The organism is Rhizobium sp. FY34 (assembly GCF_005222845.1).
Lineage (GTDB): Bacteria > Pseudomonadota > Alphaproteobacteria > Rhizobiales > Rhizobiaceae > Neorhizobium.
In genome coordinates, this window is sequence record NZ_STFZ01000014.1 from 304789 (window position 1) to 327967 (window position 23179).

Below are 23179 nucleotides of genomic sequence, written 5' to 3' on the forward strand. Positions count from 1 at the left end.
AAATTGACGCTAAGGCTTCGTTTCATGCTCTGCCTCATCCGTTCGGATGATGCTGCCCTGCCTTCATTCAGCGAAAGTGCGCACCGTAATGCCGAGCGAGAGCCTCGAGAGGGGATGGTTGTCGCCCGCCGATGGAAGAATTCTGGGAGGAATGAATGGCCAAGCTATTGCAGTCTATTACCTGTTCGTCGCTGTCACTGCTGCTGTCAACCGCTGTGCCGGTGTTTGCTCTCGCAGCAGATATCGGCGCCGGCGCGCCGCCCCGTGGGCAGCCGAGCCTCGGCATCCTGACAAGCGCGAACTTGTCGAAGGCGGGTTTGCTTGAGCCGCTGTTTTCGGAAGAATTGATGGGGTCGATGCAGGCGCGCATCGGGGGGGCGCGCGCAACGGACGGTTATGCAACCTCGCTACCGTCTGGCGTGCCGCAGCCGAATTACCGTGACCGCGAGCTCTTCTATATTGCCCCGGTCAGCGTCATGTTCGAGCTGCCGTCGTCGGAGGGCGTCAATTTCATACGCCTGGCTGCCGTCGGCACCTGGGATGATGGCGCCTCGGACACTGCATTGTCTAACAATGGCGATGTGCGGCGTGCGGCGGTGCAGTTCTTCCATGCGACAGATCCCAGCCAGATCTTCGGCATCGGCGCAAGCTACGAGCGTCGCGATATAGATACGGATATCACCTCGGACGCCCTGGGCAGCTATTTCAACAACAAGTGGGAAGCCTGGGGCATTCAGGGCTTTTACGCGAAGGATTTCGGAAACAACTGGGGTCTGGAAGCAAAGGCTGAATGGCAAAGCGGACAGCATGATTTCCAGCTCACGCAGTACATTGCGCCGGGTCGTGTCTTGCCTATCAGCTATAGCCAGAACGACGACCACCTTTATGGAGAGGTTCAATTCGTTGGCACCTATACGAAAAAGGATGCCAACTGGATTCCGGATGGTCTCGTTCTGCACCCGTCCGTGGGTATTACGTTCCAGCGCAATTATCTTGAAGAAGTGCGCAACTCCATGGGTGCTCTTGTCTCCGGCGCTGCCGGGCGGACAGAGGATTATGGCCTTCTGCTTGCAACGCTTAGGCTTGAAAAGGAGCAGGCGCTATCACCGGAATTGCAATTCCTGCCCAATATGACAGTCGGCATTGAGCATGAATACGTCCACGATCTGGCGCTCTTCCAGAAGGATCCGACCTACGCCGTCGTAGGTGCAGGCTTCACGCTGACTGCCTACGGCCAGCGACTGGATGTCGGCTACAAGCTGCGGCAGGGTTTGAACGGCGAACGTCAGTATCAGACCTTCTCGACCGTGCTTGCATTCTCATTTTGACAATTGCGCACCTGCGCGTGGCGGGAAGGAGTCCGCCACGCAATGTGGGTCGAACATGACAGTGGAGGAAAAATATCATGGATAACGCTTTACCATCTCATGTCCAACAGGGCGTAGCTGATCCGGTTTCTGCCGTATCGTCCATGACGCTGACGCAAGCCCTTCAGGCAGCGGACCGAGCAGCTGCAGCGTTTGATCAATGGTCGAAAGTGGGGCCGACCGAACGTCGGCGCATTCTTCTGCGTGCGGCTGATCTCTTCGAGGCGGGCAAGGAACGCCTTGCGCAGGCGATGGCATCTGAAACCGGTGCCGCGCCGGCCTGGATCGGCTTCAATGCCATGCTTTCTGCCTCTCTCATCCGCGAGGCGGCGGCGCTGACCACCCAGATTACCGGCCAGGTCTTTCAATCCGATCACATGGAAAACCTTTCTATGGCGATGCGTATTCCTGCGGGCGTAGTCCTGAGCATCGCGCCCTGGAACGCACCGGCCATCCTCTCGGTCCGTGCGATTGCAACGCCGCTCGCCTGCGGCAATACGGTTGTCCTCAAGGCGTCGGAACTGTGCCCGCGCACCCATCGCACGATCGTGGATCTCTTCCTGGAGGCGGGTGTTCCCGAGGGCGTTCTCGAATTCGTGACCCACGAGGCTCAGGATGCCGCTGCAATCGTGGAGGCCCTGATTGCCCATCCCAAAGTGCGCCGCGTGAATTTCACCGGGTCGACGCGTGTGGGGCGCATCATCGGCGAGACTGCTGGACGTCATCTGAAGCCCGCTCTGCTTGAGCTGGGTGGGAAGGCGCCGCTCATCGTGCTCGATGATGCCGACCTCGACGAGGCCGTCAGCGCTGCCGCATTCGGCGCTTACATGCATCAGGGGCAGATCTGCATGTCCACGGAAAAGCTGGTTGTGGATGAGAGGGTTGCCGATCTCTTCGTCGAGAAACTGGCTGCCAAGGCCGCGACTTTGACAGCTGGAAATCCGGCGAAAACCAATGCGGTTCTCAGTTCGGTCATCGACCAGAATGCGGTCAAGCGTGTTGCCGATCTGGTTGCCGATGCACTTGCCAAGGGTGCAACGCAGCGGGCTGGTGGCCGCGTGGAGGATACCTATGTCGATGCAATTCTGCTTGATCATGTCACTCCGGACATGAAGGTCTATCATGAGGAAACCTTCGGCCCCTGCGTGAGCGTGATCCGCGTCAAGGACGTGGACGAGGCGGTTCGAGTTGCCAACGATACCGAATACGGACTTGCAGCCGCTATCTTCGGGCGCGACGTGGATCGTGCACTGAGCGTCGGTCGACGGATTGAAAGCGGACTGGTTCATATCAATGGTCCAACCGTTCAGGATGAGGCGCATGTTCCCTTTGGCGGTGTGAAGGCCAGCGGTTATGGCCGCTTCAATGGACAACCGAGCATCGATTTCTTCACGGAACTGAAGACGCTCACGATCCAGCACGGCCACAGGCACTACCCGATTTGATCCCATCTACGCCGCCCGTCTCGGGCGCACGGGCTTCTGCATGGAGAATGAAGATCATGACAAAACGATTTGAACTGACCGCCGCCGATATCAAGGGTGTCTGGGCCATCGTTCCGACACCGTCCAACAGCGAAGTGGGCGATATCGGTTCAAGCACTACCGTGGACCTTGACGAGGCGGCGCGGGTGGTGGATGCGCTGGTTACGACTGGCGTGGATGGCATTCTGTCGCTGGGCACATTCGGCGAATGTGCGACGCTCACCTGGGGCGAGAAGCGCAGCTTCATGGCAACGATTGCCGAGGCGGCGCGCGGGCGCGTGCCGGTCTTCGGCGGCACGACCACGCTCAACACACGCGATACGATCGAGCAGACCCGTCAACTCCCCGATCTTGGCATCAGCGGAACAATGCTGGGGTTGCCGATGTGGGTGCGTTGCGACGAGGATACGGCAGTGCGTTTCTATCAGGATGTGGCGGAAGCCTGCCCTGATGTGGCCATCTGCCTCTATGCCAATCCGCAGGCATTCAAGTTCGATTACCCGACGTCGTTCTGGTCGCGCGTAAGCTCGATCCCGCAGATTGTCAGCGCAAAATACCTGTCCATGGCGCGCCTTGCCGTAGACCTCGAAGCCGTCGGCGGCAGAATTGCCTTACTTCCAAACGAAGTTGAATACCCGAAGGCTGCCGAGCTTCATCCAGACGCTGTCTCCGCCTTCTGGTCCAGTTCTGCGACCACCGGCCCCAATACGGTGCTTGCGCTGCGCGATGCGGTTGCCTTCGCCAAGGCAAGCCATGACTGGAGCGCCGTTCAAGCCATGGACAGCGACATACACAAAGCGGAAGCGGGTTTCTTTCCGAACGGCGATTTCGCTGAATTCTCAAAATATAACATCATTCTGGAAAAGGCCCGTATGGACGCAGCCGGCTGGATGCGTGCCGGACCTGTGCGGCCGCCCTATCGTGAAGCACCGGCCGATTATGTGGCGGGCGCCCGTCGGTCTGGCGAGGCCTGGGCTTCGCTCCACAAGCGATATGCAAGCCGCTGATCAAGGCGTGTTCCCGTTCAAGGAGGAGATCGGACAATGAATGCCGAAGTTTTGGACCATGCCATGCGCGAAGCAGGCCTGATAGAGCAGGCGCGCGCAATGATGCCGGAACTCAAGCGGCGTGCTCGCGCCGCCGAGGCTGCACGCATGCTGCAGACCGAAACAATTGATGATTTCCGCAAGGCGGGCTTCTTCAAGATCCTGCAATCGCCTGCCTATGGGGGCTTTGGGCTATCGCCTCTCACTCTCTGCCGTGTCGTCTTCGAGGTTGGCCGGGGAGATATGTCCGCCGGTTGGGTGCTGTTCGTTCTTGCCCTGCACCAGTATGAGGTTACTCTCATGGGTGAGGCTGCCTGTGAAACGATCTGGGGTGAGAACCCTGACGCACTGGTTGCTTCTTCGGTTGCTCCCTTTGGAGCGCTGGAGCGGGTAGAAGGCGGCTTCAGATTGAATGGACGCTGGCGCTTCAGCAGCGGCATCGATCATTCCGACTGGGTTGGCGTCGGCGGGCTCGTTGCCAATCTGGACGGCAAGGGCAAGGACTTCCGCATGTCCTTGATCCCTACGAAAGACGCAAGGATCGATCCACAGTCGTGGAATCCGTTCGGTCTTGCGGGAACGGGCAGCAAGGACCTCGACATCGATAACGTATTTGTGCCGGAGCATCTGAGCTTCAGCCTTGTCGATGCCCATCGAATGATCGGACAGGACAAGCTGTCTCGCAACTTCCGCTATCCTTTCTGGATCGTGTTCAACGCGGTTCTCGGCGCGGCCATTATCGGCGGTGCGAATGGCGGCGTGGACGAAGCAATTGAGCAGATGTCGGTTCGCGTTGGTTCGGCAGATAACGGGAATGGCAAACAGGCGGCCGCTGACGATCACTTCGTGCGCATGAGGGTTGGCCGTGCACGAGTTCTGGTTCGCACTGCGCAGGCGCGCTACAGCGCTATATTCGCGGAGATGGACGATTACATCTCCAAGGGCGAAGCGATCCCGGTCGAGCAGCGTATGCATTACATCGCAGAGATTGCCCAATGTGGCCGTGATTGCGAGGAGGCCGTGCTGACCCTCTACAAGACCACCGGAGGGCGCGGTATTTCCTTGGACAACAATATGCAGGCCATTCTGCGCAACGTGCTGGCAGGCGCCAATCACGTGGCGATGAACCTTGACCCCATGCTGCAAAACCTTGGGGGACAATTGCTGGGCGGCGAGATTCCGCCGGTGATGTGCTGAGTGCGGCTGTTTCGGGAGTTGAATGAACATGCCATTGCAAAAGCTCGCCTTTGCTGAACTTCGTGTGCCAGACCTTGGATCGTGTCTTGATTTCCACACCCAGGTTCTCGGACTGAACATCATCGCGCAATCCGCCGGTCGGGCCTATCTCGGTGCAGGTGGAGACGATGGCCTCGATCTGATCCTGACGGAAGATCCGGCCGGAAGAAGCGGGGCGCCCCGGTTTGCCCTGATGGTTGACGGTGCCGATGATCTTATCGGTTACCAGAGCAGATTGCAGGAAGCAGGACTGGACAGTTGGCGCGAAAGTGCACCTGCGCCAGGCATTGCTGAAAGCCTGTCCTTCACCCTGCCATCTGGTCATGTTGTGGCACTGGTGACAGCCGCCGCCAGTAGCAAATATCTCCATCCTGCCCGGCGGTCTGCAGGCATTTCATGGGGCATAGGTCCGGTAGACGTCGACCACATCACGCTGCGGGTCGGCGACAGTCTTGCCTTGAATATGAAGTGTCTGAGCGAGGTTCTGGGTTTCCGGGCCTCGGATGTTTCCGTCATGCCGGATGGAAATGTGGCAGCTGTCTGGATGCGCGTCGGCGATTATCATCACGATGTCGCGATGTTTGGAGGCCCCCCCGGAGAAAGCCTCGATCATCTGGCCTGGAACGTATCGACATTCGAGAATATCAAGCGGTCTCTCGATGTTCTCGGTCAGTTCGGAATCCCGGCAGAAGCTGGCCCTGGACGCCACGGAATAGGCGGCAACCTGTATGCCTATTTCCGGGCACCCGGTGGCAACCGGTATGAACTAAGCGCGGAAATGCCGCGGTTTCTTAACCGCGACGCCGAACCGGTTATATGGACAGATCCGGCAGCTGGTTTCAGCGCATGGGGCAGCCGCCATCCGGAATCGTTCAAGGATGGCTCCTGATTGATCCTGTTACTTTAGAGATATTCGATGAACACTCTAGCGTCGGATCGACCCAATATAAGATGTTATTGCAGTGCATATATACTACTGCGATTGCATTATTGAGTTTGAAATTCAGTCTTCGCTCTATTCTAAACATCGACATGTGGCGTTGATGTTTTGTCGGAGCGGTGAATTTTTCAGAAAATATACAGAATAACTTCAACTGCATTGACAGATGCAAACTCTGAACGCAATATATGAACTGAACGGTTCAGTTCTGGGAGGATAAAATGGACACGTTTACCCCATCAGTGCCTCATGGCCTCAGATTTCCCCAAGGCGTCGCATTCGACGGCTGGTTTGCCCCCAGCCGCGTGGAGGCGGATGTCTATGACCTTGAGGTGATTGGTCGCATTCCCGAAGTCATGAATGGTGCCTACTACAAGGCAGCCGCCGATCCGCAGTATCCGCCGCTGCTCGGCGAGGCCATCTACCTCGACGGTGACGGCATGGTCACGATGCTGCGTCTGGAAAATGGTCATGCCGATCTGAGAACGCGCTATGTTCGCACGCCCCGTTTCATTGCTGAGCGTGAAGCACGTCGCTCTCTGTTCGGCAAATATCGCAATCCCTTCTTCGACGATCCTGCCGCAGAAGGCGTGGAGCGCGGCACGGCCAACACGGCCATCGGCTGGCATGCGGGCAAGCTGTTTGCCTTGAAGGAAGACAGCCGGCCAATCGAGCTGGATCCCAATACGCTCGATACAATCGGCTATTACGATTTCGACAAGCGGCTAACCCAGGGCACGTTCACGGCTCATCCCAAGATTGACCCGGAAACAGGCGAGCTGATTGCATTCTCCTATAATGCGGAAGGTATCGGCAGCACGACGATCTGGACCCACGTTATCTCGCCGGATGGTCAGAGCGTTCAGTCGGAATCCTTCGAGGCCCCCTATGCGTCGATGGTACATGACTTCCTGGTTTCCCGGAACTACATCGCCTTCACGATCCATCCCATGGTCAACGATCTGGAACTGGTCAAGCGCGGCGAACCCTTCTTCCGCTGGATGCCTGAACGCGGTGCACGGGTAGCGGTCATTCCGCGCAAGGGCGGCGTCGGCGGCATTCGCTGGTTCAACTGCCCCACCCCCGTCATGGAGGCGCATACGATCAATGCTTTCGATGAAAACGGGGTGCTCTATCTCGATCACGATATTCAGCAGTCTGGCTGGTTCTCCCAGTTCCCGTCGGAAAATCAGCCGCCGCACCATGAAGCACCGCCGATTGCACAGCGCTGGCGTTTCGACATGAACAGCCTGGCAGACGAATACCAGGTTCGCGATCTGACGGACGATCCGGGTGAAATGCCTGCAGTCGATCCGCGCTTCCTGATGCGCGAGGCACGCCATGTTTTCATGGGTTGCGTCAATCCCAAGCTGGGCCCGTTTGCGGAATTCGGTCCATTCGGACCTCCCTTCAACGCTGTCGTTCGGATTGATACGCAATCAGGTGCGCGCAAATACTACTATGCAGGTCCGACATCGGCGCCAGAAGAACCAGTCTTCGTGCCGAAATCCGCCGATGCACCTGAAGGCGATGGATGGATCATCACGATTGTTGAGCGTCGAACGGAAAACCGCAGCGATTTCGTGATCCTCGACTCCGCTACGATGGAACCGGTTGCCACGATCAAGGTTCCGTTCCGGTTGCGTTACGGCTTCCATGGCAAGTGGCTTTCAGCCGCCGAACTCGGCTGGTGATTTTCGGTCCGGGCGCAGGAGCCTGAGATCGTTCGCCGACGGACCGATTGGTTCGTCGGCGCGTCCAGAAGATGGCCGCTGCGATTTCTAGGCTGCGTCCGGAATGGCGCCATCCTGTTCAGTTTCACGTTTTCATAGCGAAGCAAGTTTCTTGGGAGGGAAAAATGCAAGCCAAAGAGAGCCGCACCGTGTGGTTTGCTCTGATGCTCGGCCATGTCGCCGGCATGCTCGATCTCATTATTCTGCCATTGTGGGTGAGCGGTCTCATGACCGGCTTCGGCTTTGGCGCTGCCAGCGTCGGCAGTCTGGTTACGCTCTATCTCGCCGGAACATTGTGCGCCAACGCGCTGCTGGCACGCAGGTTCGATAGTCTGCCGCCGCGTGTTGTTGCAGGTACCGGTTTCGTAGTCGCTGCCCTTGCGTTCATCATGATGACGGAAGTGAAGTCGTGGGATGAGGCTTCGCACTACTCTCTGCTGGCCATTCTGAACTTTGTGGCCGGGGCAGGGGCGGGTGCCGGTCTGGCGACGATCCATGGCCTCATTGGACGGAGCATCAACCCGCATCGCCTGTTTGCCTTCGTAAATTTCGGCATCAGCATCTGGGCTATCGTGTTTTTCGGGGCAACTCCCGGATTGATGGCGCGTTTCGGCGTCAACGGTCTGTTCGCCATCGTCGCCGGCATGTTCATTGCGGCGGTTGCTGCCATGCTTTTCGGCCTGCCCAGACGGGTGCCGGAGAAAAGGCAGTTGCAAAGCGACCGGGCAGGCACCACTGCGCCGCCTGTCGTCCTGGCGCTGTGTTTTGCCGGGGTGGTATTTCTGCAAGCCGGACAAGCCATGACGAATTCCTTCGTCGAGCGGATCGGGAACTACCGCGGCTTCACCTCCAGCCAGATCGAGTGGGTTCTCATCGCAGCTTCGGTTCTGGTGCTGATTTCGCCGCTCATTGCAGGTCTGCTCCAGAACAAGCTGGCCCCGCTCACTGTTGCAATCGGTGGCCTCTTGTTCCACGGCTGCCTGTGCGCCACGGTCTCCACCTCCACCAGCTTCGTGCCCTATGCGATCGCAACCTCGATGATGGTGATGACGGTGGTCTTCGTCCACACCTTCGTTTTCGGGCTGCTGGCTGCTCTGGAGCCAAGCGGCCGTACCAATGCGGCGACCCCTTCCATGCTGATGATTGGTACCGCCGTTGGGCCATCGGTTGGAGGTTTCATGGCGCAGGCATTTGGTTTTTCCTCGATCGGATTTGCGGCTTTTGTTTCCGCATGCCTCGGCGCGGCCTGCTTTTTTCTGGTTCGGCGCAAGCTTGCACACCAGACGACAGCGACCGTCGCTGTCTGACCCCTTCGATCATCAACATCACCAAAGGAGTAACGAATGTTGAAGCGTATTCAGGCCAATTCGATCATCGAGGGCGCCTTGACCGAAGCCCGCAAGCGTCAGATTGCCCCACTCGCCGTGAGTGTTCTCGATGCCGGGGGCGCACTGGTGGCATTCCAGCGTGAAGACGGTGCCGGTCTGCTGCGCCAGGATATCGCCGTTGCCAAGGCCTGGGGATCGCTTGGCCTCGGCATTGCCTCTCGCCAGCAAGCCGAATTCGCTCAAGCGCAGCCGGGTGTCTTTGCAACGCTTGTCAGCGTGGCGGGTGGGCGCCTGGCTCCCCTTCCGGGCGGCGTCTTCATTCTCGATGAGAACAAGAAGGTGATCGGCGCCGTTGGTATCTCCGGCGATGTTGGCGATCAGGATGAAGCCTGCGCAATTGCTGGTATCGAGGCCGCAGGCTTGTCCTACTCAGCCGGCTTTGCCGGTCGCGGCTAAGGAGAGGGCGCATGAAGACGATCATCGTCCATGACGACGCCGCAGACTGGTACTGCTCGGCTCTTGCCGATCTTCCCGGCTGCCGCTTCGTGCCATCAACCGCTGTCACTTCGGCAAGCGCGATGGATGTGGAGGCTCTGATCGCCTTCGCGCCTTCAACTCCGGCCTCTCTGCTGGAAAGCCTGCCCGCCCTTCGCTGGATCCACTCTCTGACTGCGGGGGTGGACAGGCTTATGGCCATGCCCGCACTTGGGCGTGGTGTGGCGGTCACCACCAGCAGCGGCATTCATGGTCCGCAAATGTCGGAGATGGCCTTCTTGCTGATGCTGGCCGCCGCCCGTCAGTTTCCCGCCATGATAGCCAATCAGGCCGCAGCCCACTGGGAGCGGTGGCCGCAGCCGCTGCTGTTGAACAAGACAGCCTGCATCGTCGGGCTTGGCGCCATAGCCGAAACTCTGGTTGAACGCTGCCGTGCCTTCGGCATGCGCGTAACGGGCGTCTCTTCCGGCAGAAGCGACATGGCCGGCGTCGATAGAATATACCCGCGTGAGGCACTGCGGGAAGCGGCTGCCGAGGCCGACTTTCTCATAGTTCTGGTTCCCTATGCAGCCTCCACCCATCATCTGATCGACGCTTCTGTCCTTGCATCCATGAAGCGGTCGTCGATCTTGATCAATCTCTCGCGGGGCGGTTGCGTCGACGAGGACGCGCTTTGCAAGGCGTTGCGTGCCGGCAATTTGTTCGCGGCGGGATGCGACGTGTTCAGCCAGGAGCCGCTGCCAAGCGACAATCCACTCTGGTCATTACCCAATCTGATCGTAACGCCACATGTCGGCGGCTGGAGCGATGTCTACGCCGAGCAGACAGTGCCGCTGCTGCGCCGCAACCTGCAACGTTTTCTGGCGGGCGATATCGACGGGCTTGAAAATCTTGTTTCGAGGAATCATGCATGACACGCTTCCGCTCTGGCATTTCCGATCAGGAATTATCCCGCCGCTGGTCGCTGGTGCGCCAGTGGATGCGCGAGGCCGATATTGACGTGCTGGTGATGCAGGGCGCGCAGGACTGGCTGGGTGGCATGGTTCGCTGGTTTACGGATTTTCCGGCAACCGCCGGCTACCCGCGGACCGTTCTTTTCTTCGCGGAAGGGCCAATGACCCTTGTGGAGATGGGCCCCTTTAACGGCAATCGTGTTCCTCCGATAGATGAACCCACCTATCGAGGTGTCGGCCGTGTCCTCACGATGCCTTCCTTTTCTTCCGCCCATTTCACCCATGGCTACGACCGTGATCGAGTTCTGGACGAACTGACACAGCGCGGCCTGAAACGCGTGGGCGTGGTCAATCCGGGGGCGCTGCCGCACGTGTTGATGCAGTCGCTTCTGGAGCGCTTTGGCTCGCTGGTCGATACGACCGATGTCATTGACACCTTCAAGGCGGTCAAGAGTGAAGAAGAGCTGGGCCGTCTTCGTGAGGTTGCTCATCTGCAGGACGATATATTTGCACAGGTTCTCGATTTCATACGGCCCGGCCTGAAGGATATCGATGTCGCCAATTTTGCTCAGGCAGAAGCGCACCGGCGTGGCAGCGACCAGGGCATTCTTCTCGGCGTGTCCGCGCAACTCGGCTCGTCGGCCCGCTTTGGCGGTCGCGCCGTTCAGGGCAGGGAATTACATGCGGGCGACCACCTTACGCTTCTGATTGAAGTCAATGGCGCGTGTGGAATGTATACCGAAATCGCCCGTACGATTGTTCTGGGTACGGCCAGCGATAAACTGCTCCAGGCGTTCGACAATGTCCGTCGCGCGCAGGATCACACTCTCTCCCTGATCCGAGCCGGGGCATTGCCGGCCGATATTGCCCAGGCGCACGATGCCTGGATGCAGGCAGAGGGCCTGCCGGTTGAAACACGTCTTTACGCGCACGGCCAGGGACAGGATCTGGTGGAGCGTCCCCTGATCCGCCATGACGAGACGATGCCGCTCGCCGCGGGGATGTGTCTAGCGGTGCACCCAAGCTATGACGACGGATCGGTCTTCGCAGTGATCTGCGACAACTACATCGTGGAAGCAAATGGCGTCAGCGAATGCCTCCACCGAACTGAGAAGAAAATTTTCGAGAAATATGTCTGAGAGACCCAAGAGGGTGCTGGCAGGTTGATCCTGCAAGCGCCGGTTCGAACGATTGCAGGAGGAACCCAGAATGGACGACCTGATACAGAGCTTCAAAGCTACCATGGCACGCTACCCGGCCGGTGTGGTCGTGGTGACAACGACCGATGAGGAAGGTCGCGCCTACGGCTTTACCGCGACTTCATTTTCATCCCTGTCGCTGAAGCCGCCGTCGATCATCGTATGTCTGGCCAACACCGCCTATTGCTACAATGCTTTCGTCAATTCGCGCCATTTCGCCGTGCATTTCATTGATGCTGAAGACAGCGCGCTCGCCATGGGATTTGCGAGCAAGGGCATCGACAAGTTCAGCGGCGTGAAGGTCGATCTTTCTGCAGAAGGCGTTCCGCTTCTGAAGGACAGCGTTGCCGTGCTTGAATGTGGAGCCGGCGGGCATTTCGTCAGCGGCGATCATGCAATTCTGATCGGGAATGTTTTGCGCACCAAGGTCAGCGACGACCGCGACGTTCTCGTCCACTACCGCAGACAGTTTGGCAAGGTCAGCATGCCCGCAGCAATCTGAGCCGCAATTCACCCACTGCAACGCGAATGGAGGAGCATCGCATGTGTGCAGGTATGAAGATTTGCAATGTAAGTGTATGCGAAGGCAAGTGCGCGGGGAACGGCAGGCGATGGCAGGAGGCGCTGGCCATCGTATCACCCGTCACGCCGACACCTGAGTTGCCGTGTGCGGAAAAACCCAGTTCGGTCGGTGGTTCACAAAACCCCGTGCGTGGGGTTGGCCAACATGCGCAATGAACCCTTCAGTGCCATGCCCTCCCTGGGCTTCTCCCACCTGATGTTTGGAAGCAGCCCTGACGACGGCGACTTTCCAGACCTCGATGCAGGCGTCCTCACCATTCGCCGCAAGCTTTCGGTCGAACACGCGGCCCTGATCTTCCGGGCTGCCGATTCGCCTTCGAATATATCCGGCATTACGATCTCCACCGATCAGTCGACCCAATGGAACGGTCCTCGTCAAGAGGCACGTTATCTGGATACATTCAGGGTCAGAGATCCCTTCGTGAACCTGCCTGTAGGGCGCCCCGTAGTCATTCAGGAATTCCAAGATGAAGGAACATGGAACAGCAATGATTTCTATCAGCAGTTCCTTAAACCCATGGGCGTGTTCCATGTGATGGGCGTCGATCTGGCCGCAAAACCTGGCATGATATGCAGTTTGCGGATCTGCAGAAGCCAACTTGCGGGCCGCTTCATGGAAGATGAGTTAGCCTATCTCTCGTCGCTTTTGCCGGACATCGCGCGTTTTATCAAACTGCGGGTGCGCCTGAACGAGATGGAAATGCAATCGCGCATGCTTGATACGGTAACCGAGCGGCTCGATATCGGCGTCGTGCTTGTCGACGACAGTATGCGGATCCTGCAATATGTGGGAAACGATGCTGAAAAACGTCTTGAAAAGCGAGGATTTCTGGTCTCCGGCGGACGATTGCGCGCCAAGTCTTCAGCGCGCAATCGCGAACTCCAGAGTCTCGTCCAGAATGCAGCGAACGCGACGGCGGGTACCAGTCTTGCATGCCGGTTTGAGCGAATCGACGACGATGCAGCACTCGGCGTTGTCGTGAAGCAAATGGCGCATCGTGTGGTACAGGGTGAATTTCATCAGCGCCCTTCGATCATGGTCATGTTCCGCGATCTGAACGCGGATAGCGGCGTCTCGGAGGAACGTGTCAAATGGATGTTCGATTTGACTGGAGCAGAAGCAAGGCTGGCTCGTCTATTGACGGAAGGTATGAGCCTGGATGAAGCGGCTGCTCATCTGAATGTCAGCCGCAACACCCTGCGCAGTCACTTGAGAGTACTCTTCCTCAAAACGCATACATCCCGACAATCCGAACTTATGCGAAAGTTGATGTCGAGTTTGGCCCTACTCTGAAAGCACTTGAACGCATAATTGCTGCGCTCAAGAACAGGCTGATCCTTCAAGGGGAAGAGTTTGATCAGGGCGACGCGCGCATGAGCAACTTTTTGATTTGAAAGGCTCAAGGAGCTTAAGTCTTTCAAATCAATCGGATAAGTCCAATTTGTCAACAAGTCGGTACTTATCTTCCCCTAAACTTGCGCTCCATCTCACGGCGCAGGCGCACCGCCGGTAGACGATCGTCCAGATCAACATCTGTCGATTTGACGACGCTTCCTTCCGGCACATCAACCCTTAGCCGCACACCATGCGCAAGGCCAAGCGGCAACCATCCTTCTGCAACGGATCGTTCCGCCGGACGTAGACCGCCGGCCACGGTATACCCGCCCTCGCCATCCAGTGTCTCGCCGGCTTTCAAATCGCGTTTTGCAACAGCAACTGCATCGGCATTGAAATAACGGGAAACGCCGGTTGCCTCTCTGCGCAGCGCCACGGAGGCGACCGAAACGGCCAGTTCGAGACCAATCAAATGCCATTTACGCGTCAGCGCCATGTAGCGTCCCGACGGGTCGGTGGTAACGTTATACTCTTCAAAGCAGTTCTTCAGATATTCCGTATCTGCCTCGATGGCGACCCAGACGCCCTTCCGGATGTCGTTTGCGATCGGTTTGCCGTCGCGCGTGAGGCAGGAAACGACCTCAACCATGCCCTTGGCATCCAGCACGCCACCTTCGGAGACCGGTCGCATCAGGCCCGGAATATCCTCGATGGAGCCTGGCGGATACTTCAACCCCTCGGCTGGTGCGGCAAGGCCGGTCGCATTGGCGATGGCCGCACTTTCGATCGCAGGCTTCGAACCGTCGAGAAATGCATTGAACATTTTCGGATTGAGGCGACCGCGTTCTGCCTGTTCCCGCGTCAGACCCCAGTGATCCCAAACGGTTTCCGGTGTTGAAGCCCGGTAATGCGGTAGCCACTTATGGCCCCGACCGGCAGCCACCACCGGGAAGCCTGCCGTGCGAGCCCAATCGACAAGCTCGGATGCCAGGGCAGGCTGGTCTCCGTAGGCCATCGAATAGATGACGTCTTTTGCCTTGGCAGCTTCGGCCAGTCCGTAACCGCAGAAGGCGTCGGCCTCGACGGTGACGTTGATGACGTCCTTCCCGGCGTCGAATGCTGCCAGTGCATGCTCCACCGCTGCCAGCGGATTGCCGGTCGCTTCAATGACTATGGAGACCTTGGGGTGCTTGACCAATGCCTGCCAGTCATCACTGACATAGGTTGTACCCTTCGCCGCTGCATCATCCAGACTGGCGGCGGCGAAACGCGCCTGCGGCCAGCCCACTAGCGCTAAGTTGCTGCGCGCCCGATCCGGCGACAGGTCACATATACCGACGAGATGAATTCCTGGCAGCCGGTTCAACTGCGCAAGGAACATCGAGCCGAATTTCCCGGCGCCGATCAATCCAATGCGCACGGGGTCGTTCTCGGCCGCGCGTGCGGCGAGTTTGGAAAACAGATTCATGATCGGTTACCTTCTAGGCTTTATCAGATGGTGGTGCAGCGGTCAGGAAGTCGAAGTCGCAACCCTCTGCGGCCTGCGTGACATGCTTGGCATAGAGCGCCCGATAGCCTCGGGGCGGTGCCGGCGGTAGCTTTACACCGGCAAGTCGATCGCGGATTTCGGCTTCAGGCACCAGGAGATCGAGCCGCTTCTCCTGAATGGACAGACGTATGCGATCTCCGTTTCTGACTGCGGCCAGGGGGCCGCCGACATGTGCTTCCGGCGCGATATGCAACACGATGGTGCCGAAGGCGGTTCCCGACATGCGGGCATCGGAAATACGCACCATGTCCTTCACACCCTGCTTGGCGAGTTTCTTCGGAATCGGTAGGTAGCCCGCTTCCGGCATGCCTGCCGCAACCGGCCCAGCATTCTTGAGGACGAGAATATCATTGGCTTCGACATCCAACTCCGGATCGTCGATACGGGCGGCAAGGTCTGCCAGATTTTCAAAGACCACGGCCCTGCCTTCAACCTCGAACAGCTCTGGCGTGGCAGCGGCACGCTTGAAGATGGCTCCTCCCGGTGCCAGATTTCCCGACAGCGCGATCAGGCCACCAACAGGCGATACCGGATTGCTGAGAGGACGAATGACTTTGCTATCGATCCAATCCGTCGGTTGCTCCAATCGCTGACCAAGTGTCTGACCGGTCACATTGATCGTATCCAGATGCAGAAGATGGCGAATTTCTCTCAGCACAGCCCCGACGCCACCTGCGGAATGGAAATCTTCCATGTAACCGGCCCCGACGGGCTTCAGATCAACCAGCACCGGCGTTTCGTCTGAGATCGTATTCAATCGCTCCTGCGAAATGCGGATACCAGCACGGCCGGCAACAGCAGCCAGATGGACAACGGCATTCGTGGAGCCGGATACGGCCATAAGGACTCGCAAAGCGTTTTCCACCGAATGCAGGGTGACGATTTCGTCAGGTCTCGGCCCCTTGTCGATTAATTGCACCGCCAACCTGCCGCTTTCCTCGGCGGCGACCAACCGATCGGAATGGACTGCTGGAATGGCGGCGGTCCCTGGCAACGACATGCCGAGAACTTCCGCAATTATGGCCATGGTGGAAGCCGTGCCCATCACGGCGCAGGTGCCGGCGGTCGTCGCGAGCCGTCCTTCGACCTGATCGATTTCCGCCCGATCCACTTCGCCGGCACGGTACTTGCCCCAGAAGCGACGACAATCCGTACAGGCGCCCAAGCGCTCCCCCTTGTGGCGTCCGGTCATCATCGGGCCGGTCACGAGCTGCACTGCAGGCAGATTGGCCGACACGGCACCCATCAACTGGGCAGGAACCGTCTTGTCGCAGCCCCCGATCAGAACGACGGAATCCATGGGCTGGGCACGCACCATCTCTTCGGTGTCCATCGCCATCAGATTGCGATAGACCATGGATGTCGGCTCCAGGAAAACCTCCCCCAGCGAGATGGTAGGAAACGGCCGCGGCAGGCCACCGGCGGCCAGAACGCCTCTGGATACGGCCTCGACCAGTTCATCCATCGTCCGGTGACAGTTGTTGAAGCCCGAAGGCGTCATGGCAATGCCGACAATCGGGCGGGACAGCATCTCACGCGACAGCCCCATGGAGCGGGCAAATGACATGCGCAGATATCGCGCAAAATCCCGATCGCCGTAATTCGTCAGCCCCCGTTCAATACCCTTGCCTGTCATTGGACTTCTACCTTATCTGCCCGGAACTTCACATTCAGCAAATTCTCAAAGACAAGGATCATTGCCCCCTTGTCTTTGCTTCCATGCCCTTCACGCAGCGCCTGCTGATAGGTGGCGCTTGCGGCATAAAGGACCGGTGCGGGGATCTGGCGTTCGGCGCACAGACGCAACCCGGATGCAATGTCCTTGTAGGCTGCCGCCAGCGGATAACCTTGACTGAAATCAGCCTCCAGAATGCGTGGCAGGAAAAACTCGCTGGCAAAGCTTCTGCCCGTTCCGGAATTGATGACGTCGGAAATCGCCGTTGGATTCAGCCCCATAAGAACTGCGAGCGGCCCAATTTCCGCAATGGCCGCAGCATTGATATCGAATAGCAGCTGATTGATCAGCTTGGCGGTCTGCCCCGCGCCTTCGGGACCCATGTGCAGAATTGAGTTTGCCATCGTCGAAAGATAAGGTTCCAGCGATTTCAGCAAGGTGCTATCGCCGCCAACCATCATTGTGAGTGTCCCATCTTCAGCGCGCGATTGCATGCCAGATACGGGCGCATCCAGAAACCGCAAACCGGCTTCGGACAGCTTACGTGCAAACCTCAAGGTTTCGGAGACGTCAGTTGTTCCGGTGTCGATGATGATCGTACCTGGCTTCAGCCTGTCGGCCAGACCACTTTGAAACAAAACGCTGTCGATGATCTCCGCTCGCGGCAAAGACAGCAGGATGAGATCGGCCGCAGCAAGATCAGAAAGATCGGCAGCAACTCGGCCAAAGCCGCGCTTAGAATCCTGATTTGCATCAAATACGATCAAATCCGTTGTTTTGGACAAGTTGACCGCCATCGGTCGCCCCATCTGACCCAGTCCCACAAACGCGACCTCCATCGCAATCCTCCCTGCTTGTCGGTGATGGTCAACTTACTGGGACTTTGAACCCACAAAAGTTGTCGTTGGCGAGGCCTGCCGTCTTGAAACGCGATGGCTGGACTCATTGTTGCCAACGAATAGCTGCGTTCTATCCCAGCATATCGTATGCGACACGAGACTCCTCTCGCAAATCCGCCATCGCAGATCGCGATGGTGCTCATCACCAATCAAGACTGGTTAAGGTCGGCCGGCTCTGGTGCATTGCAGACGCCGGGTTGGACTGGTGTTGGAGGACACACCACAGACTCGGAACTTAATCATACAAACAGGGAGGTTTAGTATGACCGGCAATTGGCTATTTGTCGCAGCTGCAACTTTGATGTGCACTCTGGGACCCGCGAATGCTCAAGACGCATATCCTTCGAAAACGGTGACGATTGTGGTCCCCTCTTCTCCTGGCGGAACGACAGACATCACAGGACGCATGCTTGCTGAAGGTCTGTCGAAACGCTTCAACCAAACGTTCATTGTTGAAAACAAAGGGGGAGCGAGCGGTAACATCGGTATTACCGAAGTGGCCCGTGCCAAACCTGACGGCTACAAGCTCCTCGTCACCTATTCCGGCTACCAGGTCACCAATCCGGCTCTCTTCACCAATCTGGCCTGGGATCCCATCAAGAGCTTCGATCCAGTCGCGCTTGCCGTCACTGCACCGCATGTAATTTTGGTCAACGGTAAACTGCCTGTCACAACCTTGTCGGACTTCATCGCTTACGCGCGTGAAAAGAACGGCGCAGTTACCTACGCATCGTCCGGTCCGGGATCCTTGCAGCAAATCGGAGCCGAACAGCTGGCCCGCCTGACGGGCACAAAGATGATTCACGTGCCCTACAAGGGTGCCGGGCCCGCGCTGACCGACCTTATCGCAGGTTCGGTGGATCTTTTCATCACCACACCGCCGTCGGCCGTCGGCCACATCCAATCCGGTGCCGCCAAGGGTCTGGCTCTAGCCGCCAAGGAACGTCATCCGCTGCTGCCGAGCGTGCCCACAACCACGGAAGCGGGCGTACCTGGGCTCGACCTGACTGCTTGGTTTGCACTTTATGCACCTGCCGGCACGCCAGAACCGATTACTGAAAAGCTCTCTTTGGCGATCAAGGACCTGGTGTCCAGCCCGGAATTTCAAGAGCAGGCGATCAAGCAAGGCGCCTATGCAAAATATATGAGCCCTGCCGAGCTGAAGGCCTTCACTCAAAGCGAACTGGCTGTCTGGAGCGACATCATCAAACAGACCGGCATCACCGTACAACAGTAAGAATGGTTCGGCGGTGACAAACACCGCCGTCTAATCGTTGCTTCACCAACATTTATGGATTGAACGGGATGCGCATCCAAAACGAACGTGACTTCTTCAGCGGAGCCGGGTTGACGTCGATTGCTGCAATCATGTGGTATCAAGTCTCCGCTTTATCGCTAACGCAAGGAACAAGCCTCGGCTCGGGCGGTCTGCCGAAGCTTTCTGCAATCATTCTGGCCTTGTATGGCCTCTATTTCGTCTTCAGGGGCATCACGAAGTCCGGTGAGCGTATCGGTAAACTGCCATATGTCGGCATGGCGGCGCTTGCCGCATCCGTTGCAGTTTTCGCGCTCGGTCTGGAGCCTCTCGGCGCGGCGATTTCAGGCGTTCTTGCAGCGGGACTGGCGGGCTTTGCTGCGCCTGACCGTCGTTTCAAGGAGCTGATGATTTTTCCGTTGATCGTTTGCGCCGGTTGTCTGCTGCTCTTTGTCTACTTCCTCGGGATTCCGCTTCCCATCTGGCCGTCAACGTGAAGGAGACGACAATGGAGCTTCTTTCCAATATCGGGCTCGGCCTGTCTGTGGCCCTTTCTCTATCGAACCTTCTGTACTGTCTTATCGGCGTGCTGGTGGGAACGCTGGTTGGTGTGCTTCCTGGTCTCGGTACAACCGCGACGCTGGCGATCTTGCTTCCGCTGACCTATCAGCTCGACCCTACAGGTTCGCTGATCATACTTGCTGGTATCTACTACGGTGCGCAGTATGGCGGCTCAACCACCGCCATACTGGTCAATATGCCTGGGGAAGGCACATCGGTTGTTACAGCTCTCGACGGCTATCAGATGGCGCGACGCGGGCGTGCTGGTGCAGCTCTTGCCAGTGCCGCTCTTGCTTCCTTTCTTGCTGGCACACTGGCCACGCTGGTCATTTCGGTTTTCGGGCCGCTCCTCGCGGGTGCGGCACTCTCCTTCGGTCCCACAGAATACTTTTCGCTGATGGTTTTCGGCCTCACCATGTCCGTCGTCATCGCGTCGGGAAGCCTGGTGAAAGCATCGGCTATGGTATTCCTCGGCCTGCTGCTCGGCGCGATCGGAACGGACATCGAGACCGGCGCGCAACGAATGACATTTGGCCTGCTGGATCTCTATGATGGCGTGGAGTTTGCTGTCGTTGCCGTAGGCCTCTACGGTATCGCGGAGATCCTGAGCAATCTGGAAGGCAAACAGCAGCGCTCTATCCTTTCCGAGAAGCTGAGCAATCTGTGGCCTTCGAAAGACGATTTCCGCCGCGGTACACCCGCAGCGCTTCGCGGTTCCGTGCTGGGTTCGATTCTGGGCATCCTGCCGGGCAATGGGGCAGTGCTTGCTCCCTTTCTCTCCTACGTTACGGAGAAAACGCTTTCCAAGCATCCGGATGAGTTTGGAAAGGGAGCCGTAGAGGGCGTTGCCGGGCCGGAAGCCGCAAATAACGCAGCCGCGCAGACGGCCTTCATACCGATGCTGACACTGGGTATTCCGCCAAATGCAGTCATGGCGGTGATGATTGGCGCCATGATGATCCAGGGTCTTGTTCCCGGACCGCAGGTCATGTCTTCCAAGCCCGATCTTTTCTGGGGCCTTGTCGCCAGTATGTGGATTGGCAACATCATGCTGCTGATCATAAATCTGCCGCTTATCGGAATCTGGGTGCAGCTCCTGCGCGTCCCATTCCGTCTGTTGTTCCCGGCTATTATCCTGATCTGTTTCATCGGTGTCTTTTCATTGAGAAATTCTACCTTCGACGTGGCAATGGTAGGGGTATTCGGCTTTCTCGGCTATGCGATGGTGAAGTTCGGCTTCGAGCGCACCCCTTTCGTAATCGCCTTCATTCTGGGGGACCTGATGGAGGAAAAGCTCCGGCAGGCTCTTCTGATTGGCCGGGGTGATTTAACGGTCTTCGTGCGCAGCCCGATCAGTCTGGTTCTGCTGATCATGGCGGCAGGAATGATTGCGCTCTGTTTTCTACCTTCGGTTCGCCGTCGCCGTGAAGAGGCCATGGCAGATGAAGACGGTTAACCGTTCGGAATACCAGCTACTAGAAATGACACGATTGGAAGGATACCACCATGCAGATTGACCGCGTTGATCACTTCGTTCTGACCGTTCAGGACATAGACGCAACTTGTGACTTTTACCGCAAGGCTTGCGGGATGGATGTGGTTGTGTTTGGAGAGGGACGAAAGGCGTTGGCGTTCGGCCGCCAGAAGATCAATCTTCATCAGGCGGGTGCGGAATTCCTGCCGAAAGCTGCGAATCCAACCAAGGGAAGCGGCGATTTCTGCCTCATCAGCAGTGTCCCTCTGGAAGAGGTCATGGCAAACCTAGAAGCTCATGGCATTGTCATCGAAGAAGGGCCGATCAACAGAACGGGGGCCACTGGAGCTATAAGATCAGTCTACTTCCGTGACCCGGATCAGAATCTGGTAGAGATTTCGGTCTATCTCTAACTCGATCCAGAACGTGGGGCTACATCTCTGCCCCACCTTGAAGGGTATGTGCGGCGAAACCGGCCCCGCCTGAGATGCTCTTTCTGAGAGTATTCATGCGAAATAACTTTCACTTTCACTTGCTCTGCGCCGGCGCAAGCAGATCGAGCAGTGCCCGGGCAACGATCGGCAGGGATTTGTATTCCCGGCAGCCGATGAGCAGGGCACGGGTCGCCCATTGTTCATCCAACGGTACGCTGGAGAACATACCAGTCCCGAGATAGGGAAGGACGGCACCCGCTGGAAGAACCGCAACGCCGAGGCCAGCCTCGACCATTCGACGGACACCGTCGAAGCTCATGACCTTGACCCGGAAGCGCAAGGCCTTTTCGTTCAAGACCGCTTCGTTCGTCAGCTTTGCCTGCAAAGAACTGCCGTCCTGAAGACCCACCTGCTGGTATTGCGCCACTTCCAGCATCCTGACGCCCGACTTGCCCTCGAGTTCATGGCCCCGAGGCACGATAACCATCAACGTATCTCGACGGTAGACTCTTGTCTCCAGACCAGGATGACTTGTATGTTCGGAAAAAATGCCAATATCGGCGAGTCCATCACGGATGGCGTTTACGATGATGCCGCTTGTTTCTTCCTTTAGAAGAACTCCGACATCTGGATACAGTCCAAGGTAATGCGTAAGGTCTTCTGGTAGAAACTGCGTGACCGCTGACGTGTTGGCCCAGACACGGACCTGCCCCTTATCGCCATCCGAGTATTCGCTGATTTCAGCATCGAGCTCTTCCAACTGCGCCAGCACACGACGGATATGGCGCAACAGCACGATTCCGGCCGGCGTCGGTTCTACTCCATCCTTCAACCGATAAAGAAGCTTCACGCCCAATAGTGCCTCCAGGTCGGAGATGCGCTTGCTAACGGCCGAAGCAGCTATGTTGTTTAGGCGCGAAGCAGCCGCAATGTTGGCGTGGTCGACAACCGAAGCGAAAAGCTTCATGGTTACGAGATCGATTGCCGGCAAAGAGCTTCGCGCAGAAACCTGGTCTTTAGGTGCCGATGTCAAGAGACCCCCCTTATCATTCCTCCACTAGAGATTGGCGACGCATTCCACGTCGAATTGCGCCGCGTCCTTTCAGGATATGGCAAAAATCGCTCACTTTCGCGTCGCGAAACCTGGATGGATATCGGATCCACCGGCGGCTTCGCTCCTAAAACTGAACTATTTCTGGCCATGCCACGCTCCAAACCCTGAATGTCGATCGGTCCTCTTCCGGAACGGTCATAGCACAGCTCCCGAAGAGGAGCGAAGATCTTCCCACATGACACTGGAACCGGGAGATCTTTGTAAGAAAGAAGCACATTAGAAGAACCGATGAGCCTCCTGGAATTTTTCAGTAGAGAGCCTTGCATTGTGATAGATCATCTTATTGCACGGTAGGCTGGTGGTTGCGCTTCTCGATTTTCCAGACGTCGCCATTCTTGATTGAACTGCGCCGGCGTTCCAGACGACATGCGGACCTCTCGCACGAAGCCGGAGATTGGACACCTCGATTTACCCCGATTTCCTGGGTTGACGGGACGATCTGAGCCTATCGCCGCGACCGGTGGCGATATTTGAACTGTCGGTACTGGCATTCACGCCCCTTTCGGAGCGTTCCTCGTC

Annotated in this window: 20 protein-coding genes; 16 read left to right on the forward strand and 4 right to left on the reverse strand. The window is 57.6% G+C overall.

Annotation, left to right across the window (positions count from 1 at the left end; genetic code table 11):
• Positions 1–155: 155 nt before the first annotated feature.
• The 12 genes from E8M77_RS12340 (at position 156) to E8M77_RS12395 (ending at position 13657) form a co-directional block, all read left to right on the forward strand.
• Positions 156–1328, forward strand: coding sequence for an autotransporter outer membrane beta-barrel domain-containing protein (locus tag E8M77_RS12340; protein ID WP_137130924.1), 1173 nt, complete (start codon positions 156–158; stop codon positions 1326–1328).
• Between the two features lie 77 nt (positions 1329–1405).
• The gene (locus E8M77_RS12345) at positions 1406–2812 is read left to right on the forward strand and encodes an aldehyde dehydrogenase (RefSeq protein WP_137130925.1); all 1407 of its coding nucleotides are present in this window, start codon (positions 1406–1408) and stop codon (positions 2810–2812) included.
• Between the two features lie 56 nt (positions 2813–2868).
• Positions 2869–3858 carry a dihydrodipicolinate synthase family protein gene (locus E8M77_RS12350; protein ID WP_137130926.1) on the forward strand — a complete coding sequence of 330 codons (990 nt, stop codon included), beginning with the start codon at positions 2869–2871 and terminating at the stop codon, positions 3856–3858.
• A 36-nt stretch (positions 3859–3894) separates the two neighbouring features.
• Positions 3895–5094: an acyl-CoA dehydrogenase family protein gene (locus E8M77_RS12355; RefSeq protein ID WP_137130927.1), complete on the forward strand. Its 1200-nt coding sequence runs from the start codon at positions 3895–3897 to the stop codon at positions 5092–5094.
• Positions 5095–5122: 28 nt separating this feature from the next.
• The gene (locus E8M77_RS12360) at positions 5123–6022 is read left to right on the forward strand and encodes a VOC family protein (protein ID WP_170975838.1); all 900 of its coding nucleotides are present in this window, start codon (positions 5123–5125) and stop codon (positions 6020–6022) included.
• Between the two features lie 272 nt (positions 6023–6294).
• A complete protein-coding gene (locus E8M77_RS12365) occupies positions 6295–7767 on the forward strand; it encodes a carotenoid oxygenase family protein (protein WP_137130929.1) in 1473 nt (490 codons plus the stop codon).
• Between the two features lie 71 nt (positions 7768–7838).
• Positions 7839–9113, forward strand: a complete 1275-nt coding sequence (locus E8M77_RS12370; RefSeq protein ID WP_137130930.1) for an MFS transporter — start codon at positions 7839–7841, stop codon at positions 9111–9113.
• Positions 9114–9149: 36 nt separating this feature from the next.
• A complete protein-coding gene (locus E8M77_RS12375; RefSeq protein WP_137130931.1) occupies positions 9150–9590 on the forward strand; it encodes a heme-binding protein in 441 nt (146 codons plus the stop codon).
• A gap of 11 nt (positions 9591–9601) precedes the next feature.
• The gene (locus tag E8M77_RS12380; protein ID WP_137130932.1) at positions 9602–10543 is read left to right on the forward strand and encodes a D-2-hydroxyacid dehydrogenase; all 942 of its coding nucleotides are present in this window, start codon (positions 9602–9604) and stop codon (positions 10541–10543) included.
• Complete coding sequence (locus E8M77_RS12385) at positions 10540–11721, forward strand: M24 family metallopeptidase (RefSeq protein ID WP_137130933.1); 1182 nt, start codon at positions 10540–10542, stop codon at positions 11719–11721. Before E8M77_RS12380 ends, E8M77_RS12385 begins: the two co-directional genes overlap by 4 nt.
• A gap of 70 nt (positions 11722–11791) precedes the next feature.
• Positions 11792–12283: a flavin reductase family protein gene (locus E8M77_RS12390; protein WP_137130934.1), complete on the forward strand. Its 492-nt coding sequence runs from the start codon at positions 11792–11794 to the stop codon at positions 12281–12283.
• A gap of 225 nt (positions 12284–12508) precedes the next feature.
• The gene (locus E8M77_RS12395) at positions 12509–13657 is read left to right on the forward strand and encodes a helix-turn-helix transcriptional regulator (protein ID WP_137130935.1); all 1149 of its coding nucleotides are present in this window, start codon (positions 12509–12511) and stop codon (positions 13655–13657) included.
• 166 nt (positions 13658–13823) lie between these two features.
• On the opposite strand, the gene E8M77_RS12400 is transcribed toward E8M77_RS12395, so the two are convergent.
• From E8M77_RS12400 to E8M77_RS12410, 3 genes are read right to left on the reverse strand one after another with little or no spacing between them, the layout of a single operon-like run.
• Positions 13824–15167: a Gfo/Idh/MocA family oxidoreductase gene (locus E8M77_RS12400; RefSeq protein WP_137130936.1), complete on the reverse strand. Its 1344-nt coding sequence runs from the start codon at positions 15165–15167 to the stop codon at positions 13824–13826.
• A 13-nt stretch (positions 15168–15180) separates the two neighbouring features.
• Positions 15181–16884: a dihydroxy-acid dehydratase gene (locus E8M77_RS12405; protein ID WP_137130937.1), complete on the reverse strand. Its 1704-nt coding sequence runs from the start codon at positions 16882–16884 to the stop codon at positions 15181–15183.
• Positions 16881–17762 carry an NAD(P)-dependent oxidoreductase gene (locus E8M77_RS12410; protein ID WP_137130938.1) on the reverse strand — a complete coding sequence of 294 codons (882 nt, stop codon included), beginning with the start codon at positions 17760–17762 and terminating at the stop codon, positions 16881–16883. The genes E8M77_RS12405 and E8M77_RS12410 overlap by 4 nt, the downstream gene beginning before the upstream one ends.
• A gap of 322 nt (positions 17763–18084) precedes the next feature.
• Here E8M77_RS12410 and E8M77_RS12415 point away from each other — a divergent pair, with 322 nt between their 5' ends.
• The 4 genes from E8M77_RS12415 to E8M77_RS12430 all read left to right on the forward strand — a co-directional run bounded on the left by E8M77_RS12415 (position 18085) and on the right by E8M77_RS12430 (position 21525).
• Entirely contained in the window at positions 18085–19059 is a 975-nt protein-coding gene (locus E8M77_RS12415; RefSeq protein ID WP_170975839.1) for a tripartite tricarboxylate transporter substrate binding protein, read from the forward strand.
• A gap of 68 nt (positions 19060–19127) precedes the next feature.
• On the forward strand, positions 19128–19574 hold the full coding sequence (locus E8M77_RS12420) for a tripartite tricarboxylate transporter TctB family protein (RefSeq protein ID WP_137130939.1): 447 nt from the start codon (positions 19128–19130) through the stop codon (positions 19572–19574).
• Between the two features lie 11 nt (positions 19575–19585).
• The gene (locus E8M77_RS12425) at positions 19586–21094 is read left to right on the forward strand and encodes a tripartite tricarboxylate transporter permease (RefSeq protein ID WP_137131104.1); all 1509 of its coding nucleotides are present in this window, start codon (positions 19586–19588) and stop codon (positions 21092–21094) included.
• A 50-nt stretch (positions 21095–21144) separates the two neighbouring features.
• On the forward strand, positions 21145–21525 hold the full coding sequence (locus E8M77_RS12430) for a VOC family protein (protein ID WP_137130940.1): 381 nt from the start codon (positions 21145–21147) through the stop codon (positions 21523–21525).
• 115 nt (positions 21526–21640) lie between these two features.
• Here the strand turns inward: E8M77_RS12430 and E8M77_RS12435 are convergent, their stop codons facing one another.
• Positions 21641–22579, reverse strand: coding sequence for a LysR family transcriptional regulator (locus E8M77_RS12435; protein WP_137130941.1), 939 nt, complete (start codon positions 22577–22579; stop codon positions 21641–21643).
• Positions 22580–23179 lie beyond the last annotated feature (600 nt).